This is a genomic window from Candidatus Hinthialibacter antarcticus, assembly GCA_030765645.1.
Lineage (GTDB): Bacteria > Hinthialibacterota > Hinthialibacteria > Hinthialibacterales > Hinthialibacteraceae > Hinthialibacter > Hinthialibacter antarcticus.
The window spans coordinates 47,187-62,910 of sequence record JAVCCE010000027.1 but is presented as its reverse complement, the minus strand read 5'-3'; the positions used below and the strand labels follow the sequence as shown (position 1 = coordinate 62,910).

Below are 15,724 nucleotides of genomic sequence, written 5' to 3'. Positions count from 1 at the left end.
GAATGACGGTGAACTTAGGCCGCCGTCGTTTCAAAATTTAAAAATCGAACATAGGCGTCTTCGAGATTGGGCGGCGCCAGCCGCGCGTTCTCACGGGGAGCGCCCTGTGAAACCACCCGAAAACACAGCCCTTGTTCTAATTCACGAATCGAAACCAGTTCGGGCCTGCCAGTCAGCGCTTCGATGTCGCCTGCATCGCCGATAAATTCCCAGGTCTGGCCCTGGGCTTCAGTGACGAAGGCCGAGGGCGAACCCTGATAGCGAATGCGCCCGTCTTGTAAGAGCGCCATCTGGCTGCAGGTTTCTTCGATGTCTTTCACGATGTGCGTTGACAGAATAACGATGCGTCCTTCGCAAAATTCAAACAACAAATTGCGCAGGTGCACCCGTTCTTCAGGATCAAGCCCCGCCGTCGGTTCATCGACGATGACCAACTTGGGGTCGCCCAACAACGCTTGCGCCACGCCCACCCGGCGCAACATGCCGCCCGAGTAGGTCTTGAGCCGCTTGTTGCGAACGCCCTGCAGGCGTACCAGCGCAAGCAGGCTGTCCACTTCGCGTTTGATGTCGCGATGGGCCATGCCGCGCAAGGCGCCCAGATATTCTAAAAACTCTTTCGCGGTTAATTCAGGAAACACGCCGAAAAACTGCGGCAGATACCCCAACTTGGCGCGCACTTTCATTGGGTCGCGCCGGGAGTCGATACCGTCAACGATGTAGCGCCCTTCGGTCGGTTCCAACAGAAGGGTCAAAATCTCCATAAAGGTGGTCTTGCCCGCGCCGTTGGGGCCTAACAGCCCGAACAGCCCTTCATCGAGATGAAGATCGATCCCTTTGAGCGCTTGTTTTCCGTCGGGATAAGTCTTACGCAAGCCTTCGCAAACGAGGTCCATATTTCGTCTAGTTTTCCTTGGTTGCGAAAATTGCGTCTGTATCAATGTCGCGAATGACCACGTTAACGTCGACTTTGTCGCTCAGGGTTTCATACCCCAACACCACGAGGTGTTCGCCTTCGCGCAGGCCGTTGACCACTTCAACGCGCTCGCGGTTTTCGATGCCGAGCGAGACCTCGCGCTCTTCGACCATCCAGTTGATTTCCGGCTCTTCTTCTTCGGCTTCTTCGTCAAACTCGTCGCCATATTCATCGGCGAATTCGTCGTCGGTCGCGTCTTCAACATCGGCCCCCGCGCTGAACCCCGCGTCAGAAGCGCCCGCCATCGCGAGTTGGGCCCCGGCGCCGTTTTCTTTTTTCTCTTGCGCCGCCGGTTTTACTTTTTCGTTTTTGCCTTTAAAACTTCCGGTGGCGTCTTCAATCTCTTCCGCCGGTTTTTCGACGGCGACAAACACCACGCCGCGGTTATTGCGCAGCAACACCAATTCGCGCGGGATGCTGAGCGCGTCTTTTTTCTCTTCGGTGACGATGCGCGCTTTGGCGAACATGCCGGGGCGCATTTCATGCTCAGGGTTATCGACCAACACGTTCACGGTGTAAGTTCGGGTATTAGAATTCAGCGTGGTCGAAATATCGGCGACCGTACCGGTGTATTGACGCCCGATGCGTGAATACACGTCGAGTTCGACATCCTGACCGACCCGTACCATCAATAAATCCTTGGCGGGGATATCGAGGGCAACATACACCTGGTCGATATCGGCCAGACGGCAAACCACCGCTTGCGAGCCGATGATGGTGCCCTCCATCTGGGTCAGGTCGGTTTCATTGTTCTGTTGGCTGGAAACGCTTTGGCTCGGCGGCAACAACACGCCGTCGAAGACAACCGCAATTTCGACTTTTTCGAGTTCCTGCTCTAGTTTGGTCAACGCCATCTGGCGGGCGTCAATGTTCTTCTCGGTTTGCTCATAACTGTTTTCCTGGCGGATTCGGGCCAAGATAGCCTGTTCATATTCCGCTTTTGAAATCGCGCCGCGTTCTAACATGGCGCGGTTGAACTGTTCGTCTTTTTTGGCTTGATCGAGTTCCGCCCGGGCGGATGGGATCGAATTTTTCGCCAATTCAAGGTTGAGCTCGGCTTCGTTGATATTCAGCCGAAGTCCACGGTCGTCAATCGAAGCGATGACGTCGCTTTTTTTGACTTCGTCGCCTTCTTTCCATTTTTTGGTGAAGTAGATGCGGCCTGACATTTCGCTTTTGACTTCCAGTTCTTTCACTGGAACCACCGTCCCCACCGCTTGCAGGTAGGCGTACATACGGTCGCGTTCAATCACTTCAACCGTGACCGGGATTTTAAATTTGGGCTTTTCCGGTTTTTTTTCCCAGTTACCGGCGGTGGCGCCGGATTTTTTATCGCCGCCCTTCGCGCTGCCGGACTTGCCGCCAAATCCGAAATATCCGCAACTGGCAAACAGTACCGCGACCAAAAAAAGTGCGACGATTCGAAAACTCGTTTTCATGGTTCCATCCGTTCAAATTGTGTAGTTGTTTTCAAATACCGGTTCCGCAGGGCCTCTGTATAACGACATCCACCACAGGCCGTTTTATACATTAAGTATAAGAAGCACAAACCAAACAGGTTGTTAGAGCGTTTGTCAAAATTAGGTGCGTTGGGCTGACAACCACTTTACACCCGCAGCAGCCGCGTCTTTTCACATATGGCTGTAAAAATTAGAACCCAGAACTCCGTCCTCAAATAAATTGATTCTCTAGTACATACGAAACAAATGAGGAATTATTTTTAATTATTTTCAACTTTTTCACATTTTTTATTGTTGACACAGCGCGTAAAAATTTTTTAACAGCGCTTCGGCGCTCTGCGCAACCTCTTTTTCCTTGTCATATTGAGGCTGGTTGATTAACCGCCGTGCCTGAGGCTCGTCTGCTGCGTTGATATCCGGCAAGTACGCTTCCGCCCACTTGGCGGCTTCGCTGCACGTGACTTCCAAGTGAAATTGCAAGCCGTATGCGGTTGGACCAAAACGGAACGCCTGATTGATACACGCGGCGGATTCGGCCAGATGCTGGCCGCCTTCTGGAACCTCAGAGGTATCGCCATGCCATTGGAACACCGACAACGGCGAGCCTAAGCCTTTCATCAACGGGCTTGCTTGCCCGGCTTCGGTCAGCCTCACATCCATCCAGCCGATTTCGCTGGTCTTGTTCTTAAACACTCGCGCGCCTAATGCCCGCGCCAACAGTTGCGCACCCAAGCAAATGCCCAAAACAGGGACGCTTTGATCAACGCACGCGCACAAGAAACGCTTTTCGTCCGTCAAGTACGAATACTTGTCGTCATCATCCGCATTCATCGGCCCGCCCAACACAATCACGGCGCAATAACCGCCCGGCTGGGCTGGAACTTGTGAGCCTGCGTATAAGTCGCGGACCGTGTAAGAGATGTTCCGTTCGTCGAAAAAAGAGCCAATGGTTCCCGGCCCTTCAAGCGTAATATTTTGTAGAAATAAAACCGGCTTCATATTCCGCCGCCTTGCCTATTAGTGTAAATGGTGAACCAGACAGAGATACAGAATTTCCAGACAGATATGCAACAAACAACGGTGTGCATATCCCATTCAGGCAGGGTGCATTCAATAATTCAAGAAATGAAAACAATTTTTGCAACTTTATCTATAATATATTGCCCATTATAGCAACGACGATGCGGGTTGATCCAGCCATAGATTCACATTTGCATGGCTGCGTAAAATCGACGCCGGGCACGCCGTCTCAACCGGGCCGCTTAGCGCGGCTTTGACTGCGGGCGCTTTTCGCTCGTCGGGCACGACGCAACTGATCGCCTTGCTGCGTAAAATCGCAGTAACCGTCAGCGTCAGCGCATGCGTCGGCACGTCATTAAGCGTTGGAAACCACCCTTCGCCATGCTGTTGTCGGCGGCAGGCTTCATCCAACTCGACCACTTTCACCATTTTCGGGTCATGGAAATCGGCAACCGGCGGATCATTAAAGGCAATGTGTCCATTTTCGCCGATACCGATGCAAGCCAGGTCAATTTCGTCTTGCAATAACAATTCGGAATACCGCGCACATTCCGCCTCAGGGTCGTCCGCCGTCCCGTTCAGCAGATTAACGGTGCGGGGTTTGACGAGATCAAACAACCGCTGTTTTAAATATAAGCGAAAACTGGCGGGGTGATCGTCAGCGATGCCGAGATATTCATCCAAATGAAAGGCGTCGACTTTGTCCCACGCGATGGAGTGTTTCACCAGCGCCTGCAAAAATTCAAACTGCGAGGCGCCGGTCGCAAAAATCACCCGCGCCTGTCCTTGCGCGTCGATGGTGGACTGGATGCGCTGCGCGGTGTATTTGGCGGCCGCTTCGCCAAGCGCGACAGCGTTTGCATAAACAAGAACATCGCATTGGTCGTATTTTTTTTGTTGGATCGCGTTCGTCATTTTCTTCCCCTTGTTGGGCCGCTTGGGTTATAGCCGATGGGCGGCGAGCGCCTTCATTGCTTTGGGAACTTTGGCTTCGAGTTGCGCAAGCATCGTTTTTGTTTCGTCGCCGGGTTCAGTGCGTTCTAAAATCTGGCGCGCGTCGACGGCGGCCTCTGCGCCAAGATAGCACCGTCCATACGATTCAAAAATCTCTCCGAGGTCGCAGATGGGCGACCACGAAAGCGCCGACCAGACAAAACGCGCCCATTCAGGCTCGCGCGTCGAAACGCCTAACGCAGCGTAGATCAGCGGCGCGGCCTCCGCGCGGCGTCGCGCCAACTCGCTGGGCGGCGAGCCTTCCAGGCGGCACAGCCCGATCATTTGCATGGTCAGCGGCATCTCACGCTGCAAGAGGCCAAAGCCCGCGTCTTCAGCGTTATGCGCCAGCGCCCGCGCCGCGCCCATCGGCGCCAGCAAGAGTTCATCCAACTGCGATTCGTTCAGCGATGATGTATCCAGCCAGGTTTCTATTTGCTCCGCAACCGAAACCGCCGCCTTTACGCTCGGCGCGACCTCCGCCCCGATCTGTAAACAGGCGATGTCGGCGCCGTCAATTGTTGCGCTTTGCGCCGGGCCGCACAGCGCCCGCTTCATCTTGCGCGCATCCGCCGCCGTTATTTGCGCGGACGTGAATGAGGTCGCGCCGACGCAATTGTCTCCCCAAAGCGCCTGCTGTTGGAGCGCCCCGTCAGGCAGCGCCGCATCTTTATACAACCCCCCCCGCATGGGATTCAACGGACGCCGGGTGTGGTTCAACGCGGGGATTTCGATGCGGTCGTCATAGACCCGCAGTTGTTGCAACAGGTAGCCAATGGCGTAGGTCAGCCCCTGCGGCGCGCCCGCCATCAACACCAGCGTGGGCGCATCATACTCGGTCAGCAAACTGACGTGATAATGTTCGGCGTAATCGGGGTACGGTAGAATTTTTGGCGGCGGGTCGAGCAGGTTTTGGATGTCCATCGGCGTCGACTCGGCGTCGCACAGCAGAATATCGAAATGGCTGCGGCGATTGGCAGCCTCAAATTCGGCAATGTTGATTTCGAGATCCGCCCGCAATAGCAGTTCATCGCGCAGCAGCTGCGCCGCGAAATCAAACGCGCCGCCCCGCGCCGTGCACACCGAAACGATTTGGTTGAATGAGAGAGTAAAAGACATAACCCGATATTGTATGTGAATGGCGGCGGCGGAACAAAGGCCGCGTCCCGCCGTAGCGAATTAAGAGAGGGTCTATAGCAATGTCATTGACTTTAGACTTTAAGCCCCCCTTTTTAGGGGGGGACGGCGTTGAAAGCGCCAGAGGGGATTTCAAAACAGCACAAATAAAGGTTCATCCGGTAAGTGAGTACTTGCATTGATGGATGGTCATGATTTTGATTACGAAAACGTATCCCGGCGTATCAATAATTGACAAACCAAATATAGGCATGGGTGCAACTCTGGGAGCGCCTGTGCATAAGGGCCTGAAAGCCCGCACTGAAGCGAGCAGAGGTGTACCCATGCCACATGCAGCAAAATCTCAATTCAATTTATAAAAAAAGTATCCAATTTACGGAAGAACCCAAATAAAGCGATACATTCAAATAATACTTCAAGGGCTGGCTTCATTTTATTCAGCCTTGGCTCGCCACCCCTTAAGTCAATGACATTGGGGTCTATAGCGGTTACCAGAATTACGTGCGGTCGTTTTCGCCGCAGGGCGCCAAACATAACACAAGCGGTCAATGTTTGTTGTTAACGAAAAACGGGACGGCCAAATGACCGTCCCGGGGGATGTTCGATACGAAACGAAATACGAATTACATACCGTATTTCTTCTTAAAGCGCTCAATGCGCCCGCCTTTGGTGGCGTGTTTTTGCTTACCGGTATAAAACGGATGGCAGGCCGAGCAAATTTCGACTTTAAGTTCGTCCACGCCGCCGCCGACTTCAAATGAGTTGCCGCAAGCGCAGTGCACTTGGGTCAAGTAATATTTTGGGTGAATATCTTGCTTCATGGTTCTTTTCTCCAGTTCATTTACGCAGAGAAGAATTATAGTGGAACCCGCTCAGGGTTCAACCGCCGCAGAGCGATTTCTTTATGATGCGCCAACCAGGCGTTTTTTTTCTTCATCATGCAAAAAACAGCGTACGCTGCGCCCGTTTCCGGTTTGGATCTCCGGGCAGACTTCTTGACCGCACGGTTCAAAGCGCTTCTCGCAACGCGGCTCAAAGCGGCAATGGTCCGGGTAGGCAAACGGGCTGGGCACGGTCCCGCTGATGACATTGAGGCGCGCCTGGGTTTCATCGGTCATTGATGGAATCGAGCGCAGCAGCCCCTGGGTGTAGGGGTGTTGCGGGTCGGAGAAGATCATCTCCGCAGGCGATTCTTCGACAATTTGCCCGGCGTACATCACCGCCACCCGGTCGGCGACTTCGGCGATAACGCCCAAATCGTGGGTGATGAGAATAATTGAGGCGTTCATGCGCTCTTTGAGGTCGTCCATCAGCGCCAATATCTGCGCCTGCACGGTCACGTCGAGCGCAGTGGTGGGTTCGTCGGCGATGAGTAAGTCCGGGTCGCAGGCCAACGCCATCGCGATCATGATGCGCTGCCGCATCCCGCCCGAGAGTTGGTGGGGGTATTCTTTGGCGCGTTGCGGCGCTGCGGGGATGCGCACCTTTTCCATCATTTCAACGGCGGCGTTGAAGGCGTCGCGCCGCCCCATGCGGCGGTGGATGCGGTAGACCTCTGCGATCTGCTCGCCAACGGTAAATACCGGGTTGAGCGCGGTCATGGGTTCCTGGAAAATCATGGAAATCTGGTTGCCGCGAATTTTGCGCATCTCTTTTTCGGAACATTGCAACAGGTCTTGGTCTTTGAAGAGAATCTTACCGTCAACGATGCGCCCCGGCGGGTTTGGAACCAGCCGAAGGATTGACAGCGAGGTGATGCTTTTTCCGCAGCCTGATTCGCCCACGAGTCCAAGCGTCTCGCCGCGCTTCACTTGAAACGACACGCCGTCAACAGCGCGGCCTACGCCGTCAACCGTGAAGAATTGGGTTTTTAGGTTTTGTACGTCGAGTAAGATTTCGGTTGCATCATTCATATTCAAAAGCCAATCATGAAATTTGGTTGAAGGTTTATCTTACAACTTTTTCTTCAATTTGTTGAATGTACCAGAGTTTAGCGTACTTAGTGAATATGTAGCTGGCGGTTTGCCCGGCCAGAATCAAGCCTATGTAGCCGTCGAGAAACCCGCGCCGCAGCACATATTGTTTAAAGAACCCCCAAAGCGGATGCAGCAGAATCTTCACCCAGTTGGCGCGGACGCCCTGTTTGTTGAGTTCGATGGCGCCCCAAGAGGTATAGCGCTGAAACTTGGCGTATAACTGGTCAAACTCGCGGTAGGGGTAATGGGGCATGCGCCCGCGCAGCCATCCGGCGGGCTTGTCGAGGACCACTTCCGCTGCGAGTTGGCGCTCGCCGTAGCGGCAGTGGCGGTGAATGAGCCGCGCCGCCTTGTCGCGGTCCCAGCCGCCGTGGCGCACTTCGCGTCCGAAGACGAAATTGCGGCGATAGACAAAGTAGGCGTCGTGCTGCATGGGCTGCTCGAACAGCTGTTCGATTTCCTGGCGCAGTTCGGGGGTCATGCGCTCGTCGGCTTCGACGATGACGATCCATTCGTGAGAACATTGGGGGATCGCCCAATTTTTTTGGGCGGCGTTGTTGAGGTATTCGTGCTGCGCCACCCGGGCGCCGAACGACTCGGCGATTTCAACCGAGCGGTCGGTCGAAAAAGAATCGACCACGAAGATTTCGTCCGCCCATTGGACGCTTTGCAGGCAGTCGGGCAGGTTGGCTTCTTCGTTATAGGACAAGATCAGCGCGGTCAGTTTTTGCATGTTTTATTTTGAAATTCCACTAGGCGCCCGCATTCAGTTATTTTGACTGTATCTATCGCTGAGCCCCGGCCTGCGGTAGGCAGGTCTCGCTTTTCGATGCGTGAGATTACTTCGATCGCGATGCTCCCTCGTAATGACACTCTCGTCCTGCTCCCTCTCCCACCGGGAGAGGGTTGGGGTGAGGGTTTTTATGTCGTTTTGCGCAAGGCAAATTTTAAGCCCTCATCCTCCGTCCCTGCCTGCGGCAGGCAGGTTCTCCCAAAGGAAGAAAGAACTGAATGACACTCCCCGGCTACTTGATGATTTTGCGCGTCTTGAACCACTCGATACAGCGGTCTGGCCAGTCTGATAACGCTGGCTCGCTTTGCGCCAAGCCCAAGCCGTGCCGACCCGGTTCATAGATGTGCATCTCAGCGGGGATGTTGTGTTTGCGCAGCCCCAGATAAAACATGACGCTGTTCTCAGCCGGAACAGAGGTGTCATCGTTGGTTTGAAAGATAAACACGGGCGGCGTCTCAGCCGTAATCTGCTTTTCATTGGAAAGAAACTCAATCATCTCCGGCGATGGATTCTCGCCCAGCAAATTTCGACGCGATCCTTTGTGGGTATAGGGGTCTGTCATGGTAATTACCGGATACACCAACACGGAAAAATCAGGGCGGCAGCTAGCTTGTTCAATTGCGTTGTCGGCGTCCGCCTTGCCCGAATCAAAGTGAGTGGTCGCAGTCGAAGCCAAGTGTCCTCCCGCTGAGAAACCCAGGATGCCGATCTTGTCTGTCTTGATTTTGAACTCCGCCGCGCGGCTGCGTACGATGCGAAGGGCGCGCTGGGCGTCAGAAATCGGCGCCGGATGTTTATAGCGCGGGGCGATGCGGTATTTTAAAATAAACGCCGCGATGCCGTTTTTGTTGAGCCATTCGGCGATTTGTACGCCCTCGTGGTCCATCGCCAGGTGGCCGTATCCGCCGCCGGGGCAGACGACAATCGCCGCGCCGGTGTTCTTCTCTTGCGCAGGCAGATGAACGGTCAGGGTGGGGATATCAGCGTCTTCGCTGCCAATGGCGCCGGGCGCCCCGTCTGGCCAAAGGACAATGGTTTCTTGCGCCGAGGCGAAATTCATCAAACTAAGCGAAATAACCGCAAGCAAAAATACTTGACGAATAATCATTTTATCTCCCTATATGAGTTCGTTGGATTTTCATACCAGATTACACCTAAATTTTCTCGTTCTTCGCAGGTCAACAGGTCAAGATCGCCGTCTTGATCGAGATCGAGCATCTCCAGCCGGTCGAATTTTGTCCCGACCAGCCCGCCGATGTCATGCGCAACCCATTCGGTTTCTTTCGGGCTTTCTCGATACGACAGCCACATCACGCCGCGTTTATCTTGTGCATTTCCACAGGTAAAGGCGATATCCATATCGCCGTCGAGGTCGATATCGCCCACGCCGACGCTCTTGCCTGTCCCTGTATTGGGCGGCATTTTAATTGTCCATGATTCGGCGGCAAATTTCCAGCCTTGCTTGTTGATTTTCCTGTGAATATCAATTTCGTTGCCATAGGTTGCGACAACGGCGTCAAGTGAATCATCTTGATCGAGGTCGGCGAGGTCCATAAACATAACCTCTTTACCTATAGAACCGAACAAATTGGCCTGAATGCTTTTATCATCAGAGAAATGAAACTGTTTTGCGCTGCGGAGGTCGTTTTTCCGGTCTGTGACGAACAGATCGCTCAGAATCCCTTGCGGATTAGTCTGCCCGATCAGCGACATAATCCAGCCGGCGTCTGAGAATTTATGCACTGACCAATCCTCGAGGCGGGTTGGGTCAGCGGGCGACTGAAGCCAACAGATTGAGCCGTCTTTTCCCTTAGAACCGACTACTAAATCAACGCCGTCAAGCCCATCCACTTGCGCAGGGAGACAATACATCCATTGCTGGGTGTTGCGCAATTGCGGGAACGGCTCTGACTTCCATTCGCCCAGCGGTCCGCCGCTGGTGTTCCAATGCACCCACACCGAGCGCTCTTTTCCTTCGGCGCAGGTGATGACTTCATAAGTCCCGTCTCCGTCGAGGTCGGCCCAGACGGCGTCTTCGGGCGATGGTACCTCGGCGATGATCTTGGTTCGCCACGGTTGATGGACATGTTCAACGCCGGGATGGAGCGAAACGCTGATCTTGCCGCCTTCTTCCCAAGGCGTGACGATATCGAGCAATCCGTCGTGATTGGCGTCGACCAAGCGGACGCCGTCTGCTCCCTGAGAGACACTCGTGACGGTATGGCGCGTCCAGGCGCCGTTTTCGTTTGCAATCACCGCCGGGCAAAAAGTCATTGCGGCAAAAAGAAGGGGCAATATATTAATGCAAAAGCGATTTATCATGCTTATTTGTCCCCGCACTGGGTGCTTTTTTAGAATTTGAGTTGAGATTTCTCGAACCATCTCATAAATACTTAGTCTTTCGCTGCGTACGGCATGGGTACAACTCTGCCTGATTTGGTTTGTCAATTTTTGATATACCGGAATACATTTTCGTAACCAAAATAATGGCTATTCATCAAGATAGGTATTCAATTATCAGATGAACCTTAAATAAGATATTGGCTTTTTACTCGCGCTATACAAAAGATTGGATGTGCTCATAAAGCCGTCGGCCAATGCGCTGGATGTCGTGTTGTTCTTCAGCGAAGCGGCGGGCGTTTTCGCTTTGCGCGCGCCATTCCTCTTCATTGTTGAGCAGGTCGCTGGTGATTTTGACCAATTGCGCCGGGTCGCCGTTTGCGCAACCGCCTAAGCTTTTCTCGGTGAGGAGTTCGTCTGGATTGACGTTGAGCGACACAACCGGACGCCCCCACTTGAACGACTGCACAAAGGTATTGGGATACCCCTCGTTATCAGACGTATTGATTGAAATGCGGTGTTGTTCAAATAGATGCTCTGTCTCGCCAAACGACACGCCTGGATAGAACGTCACATTGGCAATAGCGCTGGCGCGCTCCTGAATATCTTGAAAGAGTTGCAGACGAATGCTATTGGGGTGAATCAGCGGACATACCATCGTGAATGAATGACCGGGCAATGCCTCGGCAAGATCAAGCAAAAGGCCGGGTCGCTTGCACTCATCGCAGCGGCCCACCCACAAGGCCGCGCCCGTCGGCGTCGTCGGACGCTCGGGGATAACATGGGCGGAACGCAACACCAGGCTGTCGCGGCCATAATTTTCCTGGAGCAGGTTTTGTTGATCAAGCGTCTGGGCGATGACGGTCGCGGCGTTTCGCAGCCCAAACATATAGAGCGAGCCGTATAGCCTTCCCCGTTCACGTTCGTGTACGCGGTCGGCGTCCCAAACCGACGAACACATAAAGGCAAAGGCGCGGCCTTTTTGTTTAGCGGCGAACGCGACCACGCCGGTTTCAACGCCGCCGCCGCGCTGAATGTAAACATCTGCATCTATGTCGAGACACGCTTTGTACATGTCCCACAGGCCCAACGTCGAACGCGCGGCGGAGGTCTTGCGATAGGGCAGTTTCCAGACTTCGACGCCGCTTTCGGTGGTGAAACGCTTAAACGGGCCTTGGCCGCGCGTGATAAACCGCACCTCGGCGCCGCACTGACTGGTAAGAAAATTGGCGAGCAGATACAGCTGTAGCTCCGCCCCGCCAAACTGCGCCGTTTCGCTTGCGTCAAATAGTTTTTGCGCCCAAAGCGATAGGATCGCGATCTTCATGCGTTCGTTTTCATGCTGGTCGGTTTCTCCGGCGCCATTATAGGCGCCGTGGAATGGCCTCGAAAGGGGTTCCTGATTTCAACCTTGATTGTAAAGTACAGCGTTGAGAAAGCATCTACTTTCTCAAAAAAACATTAACGCTACGAACGAGAATTATAAAACGATGAGTTACTTGGTAACAGGTTGTGCGGGTTTTATTGGAAGCCAGTTGTGCGAACGGTTGTTGCAGCAAGGCGAAGAAGTCATCGGGCTGGATTGTTTTACCGATTATTACAGCCCCGCCCGCAAAAAGCGCAACCTTTCCGCCATTCGAGAAAATCCTAACTTCACCTTTATCGAAGGCGACATTCTCAGCACCAACTTGCTCCCGCTATTGGCGCAGAGCGACTGCGTATTCCATACCGCCGGACAACCAGGCGTGCGCGGCAGTTGGGGCCAGCAATTTGACGTGTATACCAAAAACAATATCCTCGCCACTCAATGCCTGCTTGAATCGATCAAAAAATCCGAGAGGCGCATCCGTGTGGTGTATTCGTCGTCGTCGTCCGTGTATGGCAACACCGACCAATTGCCGACCAGCGAGACGGCTGTGCCGCGCCCTTACTCCCCCTATGGCGCCACCAAACTGACGGCGGAGCATCTCTGCATGTTGTACCATGACAACTACAACATCCCGGTGGTGTCGTTGCGCTATTTCACGGTGTACGGCCCCCGGCAGCGCCCGGATATGGCGTTTAACATTTTCATCAAAGCGATGTTGAACGACGACCCCATCATCGTTTTGGGCGACGGCCAACAGACCCGCGATTTCACGTTTGTTCAAGACATCATCAGCGCCAATATTGCCGCCGCGCAATTGCCGGTTGAAGGGAAAATTTTTAACCTGGGCGGAGGAACGCGCATCTCGCTGGCGGGCGTGATTCAAAAACTCGAAAAAGTGATGGGCGTGAAAGCGAACATCGAATACCGTGAAAAGAACCTGGGCGACGTGCGCGATACCTGGGCGGATACCAAACAAGCCCGCAAGCACTTAGATTACAAGCCTGAAACCGGCTTGGATGAGGGATTGGCGCAACAAGCCGCGTGGGAAAAAGCAGTCCTGTCGGGCGAAGAATTCGCCTAGGCTACCGGGCGTCTTTCATCTGGCTATTTCCGTCAGCCACTTGAATCGCACTGCCGTCATAGATCTGTGTTTCGGGATAGAACGTACTCCATGCAAACCAGAATGAATGGACGACTTCTACCGCCGGGCCTGCTTCGACCCAAACTCGATCATTACCAAGTTTTTTTAAGGCGACCTTCTCGCCGCCAACCTCATCGCTAATCTCAAAGCCTTCTTTCATCATCGCCAATGGATAGGCCTTGCTCTCGCCATTACTGAACAGCCCAAGCACGGGTTGTTTGATCGGCAAGCGTTTGTCGTGATGATTGATGGGGAACATTAAATTATCGCCGTCAAAATAGGCCTGGTAAACATTGCCCTGGTAGTTTCGTTTGTGTCCGGTTTTGTTGGATAACACCTGCGTATCCGGGTGCGCGTCTGTCCATTCTTGCCACGTAACCAGTTGGTGCGGCAACAACGCCAGCGGCTGTCCGGTGCGCTTGCCCGCGACGGCCTCGCCTTGCATTTGCGACCACAGGCTTTCATCGTCCGGCTCGGCCTGGCGGTCATATAGCAGTACATTGCTTTGATAGAGCAGGCCGGACACGCCAAACTCTAACACCTCATCGTCCACGCGGCGGTCAAACACGGTAGTCGAATCGCACAGCGGGCAATACACAACCGCAAAACTCGTTTCTCCGGTTTCAGCGTTCACAATTTCATGCCACTGTAGAATTTTCAGCGGGTAGGCCCGCGCTTCGCCGTCAAATTCGACACCAACCACGCGGTCTTCCGCTTCCATAAAACTTGCTTTCACAGCGGGGAGCATACGGGGATCGGTAAGCGCCGGGATGCCGTCTTTGGGCGGACCGCCAGCAAAAATTTGATGTGTGTCGATCGAAGCCGTTTCGGTGTCAAACACGGGCGGGCTTGAGGCGGCGGCCATGGCTTGTTGTTCGACTTTGTCGCACATGAAACAGATATTAAAATAGCATGTAGCGGCAATCACGCCGACCAGGCCGAGCGCAACATAGAGTTCACGTCCCTGCGGCCAAAACGATTTCGTCGAACAAAAAAGCCCCATCTTGGTTTACATCCTTTGCGGTTGCGTCTAGCGTCATTGTATCGGGCCAAGTTCTGTTGCAAAAAAAATACTCGTTTTAATGATATAAATCCGCCATAATACCATTAACGGGAGTCTTGGGCATGAACGCGCAGTCGCTAAGCGATCAAGAATTACAAGCCGAAATCACCACGCTGCGCCAAACACTGCATACGCAAGAAGAGAAAATTGAGCGCGGCGAAGACAGCGCCAGCCGCCCCGAGTTGCGCACCATGATGACTCGCCTCAATCAACTCAGCATCGAAGCGCGGCGACGCGGGCTGGTCGAAGAATGAAGTTGTGATAAAATTCGGCTCGAGTCTACCGTTTTGGCGCCGACAATATAAAAGACCATCTTTGCGCGTGGGAACCAAACAGCAATAGGGAATGGCATGACGCAGACCCATGTATCGTATGACTGGCTGGAAGACGCGCTGTTAGGCGTGTGTCGCGGCGTTTTTACCGACGCGACCTTACAGATCAAAAACCTGACCCCGCGCATTCACCGCATCTTTCCTCATTTAGAATACGCCTTCACCCTGACCTCAGACGACGCGCAAACCGATATTGTCTTGCGCTTGCAATACGGCTTTTTTTCTCTCTGGGAAGGTACCGAACCGCTCAAGATCACCAAAGAATATTCCGCCATGCGCCATGTTTACCAGAGCGGATTGGCAGTGCCGTTTCCATACACCTACAGCCCGTCTCGCCGCCCGTTTGGGCGCCCCTTTATTTTGATGGACGCCGGCGACGGTTATTTCTGGTGGGAGCGCGAAGACAGCCTGTCGCACATGCAAGAGCATGTCGTCGATACCTTGGCGGTGTGGATGGCGCAGATGCACCTGCAAACGCCGACCACCCATCCGTTGATCCCCACGGTGCATCTGACCGATCTGTTCGATAAAATTCAACCGCGCATCCAGCCGCTCGAAGACGAGAAACTCAACGCTTGTTTTGATGAATGCCGAAGCCAGATGGCTCACATCAACGACTGTACCTACGTCATGCTGCATGGGCGTCTGGATTTAGACTGCCTGCTGATTAACCGCGGCCAGGTGCGTTGCGTTACCAATTGGGAATACGCCGCTTTCGGCGACCCGCGTTGGGACGCCGCCTACACCTCGCTTTCGCTGCAACGCATCAATGACCGTACTCTCGCCAATTATTTCCTCGCCCGCTATGTGCAGGAACTTGGCGCGACGCTCGAAGACATCAGTTTTTGGGAAGGCGCGGCGGCGCTGCGTGAATATGCGCTCAGCCGATGGCTGCGCAGCCTGGACGCCAAAGGCTTCGAGTCGATTGCCGGCCTGCAAACCCAACTCTTCGACCAGGAAGACTGGCTGCGCGACCGCGTCTATCAACAATTCGGGTAGGCGAAGTACAACCGCCGTCAAGTATCATCGCGAGCGCAACGAAATAATCCAGAAAATACTGAAAAGAGATTGTCCTCCGGCGGATCGCAGGTAATGCAGAAAACGCGTGGGCGTCTCTGTGAGCGCCT

15 protein-coding genes are annotated in these 15,724 nt (G+C 53.8%); 3 read left to right on the top strand and 12 right to left on the bottom strand.

The window, feature by feature from the left end; genetic code table 11:
* Positions 1–14 precede the first annotated feature (14 nt).
* The 11 genes from P9L94_07525 to P9L94_07475 all read right to left on the bottom strand — a co-directional run bounded on the left by P9L94_07525 (position 15) and on the right by P9L94_07475 (position 12,019).
* Positions 15–893, bottom strand: a complete 879-nt coding sequence (locus tag P9L94_07525; GenBank protein ID MDP8243914.1) for an ABC transporter ATP-binding protein — start codon at positions 891–893, stop codon at positions 15–17.
* 7 nt (positions 894–900) lie between these two features.
* Complete coding sequence (locus P9L94_07520) at positions 901–2,412, bottom strand: efflux RND transporter periplasmic adaptor subunit (GenBank protein MDP8243913.1); 1,512 nt, start codon at positions 2,410–2,412, stop codon at positions 901–903.
* Positions 2,413–2,721: 309 nt separating this feature from the next.
* Positions 2,722–3,432 (bottom strand): type 1 glutamine amidotransferase, encoded by a 711-nt coding sequence (locus P9L94_07515; GenBank protein ID MDP8243912.1) that lies wholly within the window; start codon positions 3,430–3,432, stop codon positions 2,722–2,724.
* A gap of 168 nt (positions 3,433–3,600) precedes the next feature.
* Positions 3,601–4,368 carry a glucosamine-6-phosphate deaminase gene (locus P9L94_07510; GenBank protein ID MDP8243911.1) on the bottom strand — a complete coding sequence of 256 codons (768 nt, stop codon included), beginning with the start codon at positions 4,366–4,368 and terminating at the stop codon, positions 3,601–3,603.
* 27 nt (positions 4,369–4,395) lie between these two features.
* Positions 4,396–5,565, bottom strand: a complete 1,170-nt coding sequence (locus P9L94_07505; GenBank protein ID MDP8243910.1) for a hypothetical protein — start codon at positions 5,563–5,565, stop codon at positions 4,396–4,398.
* A 641-nt stretch (positions 5,566–6,206) separates the two neighbouring features.
* A complete protein-coding gene (gene rpmE, locus P9L94_07500) occupies positions 6,207–6,404 on the bottom strand; it encodes a 50S ribosomal protein L31 (GenBank protein MDP8243909.1) in 198 nt (65 codons plus the stop codon).
* 81 nt (positions 6,405–6,485) lie between these two features.
* The gene (locus P9L94_07495; GenBank protein ID MDP8243908.1) at positions 6,486–7,496 is read right to left on the bottom strand and encodes an ABC transporter ATP-binding protein; all 1,011 of its coding nucleotides are present in this window, start codon (positions 7,494–7,496) and stop codon (positions 6,486–6,488) included.
* Between the two features lie 34 nt (positions 7,497–7,530).
* Positions 7,531–8,292 (bottom strand): glycosyltransferase family 2 protein, encoded by a 762-nt coding sequence (locus P9L94_07490; protein MDP8243907.1) that lies wholly within the window; start codon positions 8,290–8,292, stop codon positions 7,531–7,533.
* 292 nt (positions 8,293–8,584) lie between these two features.
* The gene (locus P9L94_07485) at positions 8,585–9,460 is read right to left on the bottom strand and encodes an alpha/beta hydrolase (GenBank protein MDP8243906.1); all 876 of its coding nucleotides are present in this window, start codon (positions 9,458–9,460) and stop codon (positions 8,585–8,587) included.
* Positions 9,457–10,674, bottom strand: coding sequence for a VCBS repeat-containing protein (locus tag P9L94_07480; protein ID MDP8243905.1), 1,218 nt, complete (start codon positions 10,672–10,674; stop codon positions 9,457–9,459). The genes P9L94_07485 and P9L94_07480 overlap by 4 nt, the downstream gene beginning before the upstream one ends.
* 235 nt (positions 10,675–10,909) lie before the next feature.
* Positions 10,910–12,019: a glycosyltransferase gene (locus P9L94_07475; GenBank protein MDP8243904.1), complete on the bottom strand. Its 1,110-nt coding sequence runs from the start codon at positions 12,017–12,019 to the stop codon at positions 10,910–10,912.
* A gap of 163 nt (positions 12,020–12,182) precedes the next feature.
* Here P9L94_07475 and P9L94_07470 point away from each other — a divergent pair, with 163 nt between their 5' ends.
* Entirely contained in the window at positions 12,183–13,142 is a 960-nt protein-coding gene (locus tag P9L94_07470; protein ID MDP8243903.1) for a GDP-mannose 4,6-dehydratase, read from the top strand.
* 1 nt (position 13,143) lies between these two features.
* On the opposite strand, the gene P9L94_07465 is transcribed toward P9L94_07470, so the two are convergent.
* On the bottom strand, positions 13,144–14,205 hold the full coding sequence (locus P9L94_07465; GenBank protein MDP8243902.1) for a DUF3179 domain-containing protein: 1,062 nt from the start codon (positions 14,203–14,205) through the stop codon (positions 13,144–13,146).
* A gap of 122 nt (positions 14,206–14,327) precedes the next feature.
* On the opposite strand from P9L94_07465, the gene P9L94_07460 reads away from it, so the two are divergent.
* On the top strand, positions 14,328–14,519 hold the full coding sequence (locus P9L94_07460) for a hypothetical protein (protein ID MDP8243901.1): 192 nt from the start codon (positions 14,328–14,330) through the stop codon (positions 14,517–14,519).
* A 96-nt stretch (positions 14,520–14,615) separates the two neighbouring features.
* Complete coding sequence (locus P9L94_07455; GenBank protein MDP8243900.1) at positions 14,616–15,596, top strand: phosphotransferase; 981 nt, start codon at positions 14,616–14,618, stop codon at positions 15,594–15,596.
* Positions 15,597–15,724 lie beyond the last annotated feature (128 nt).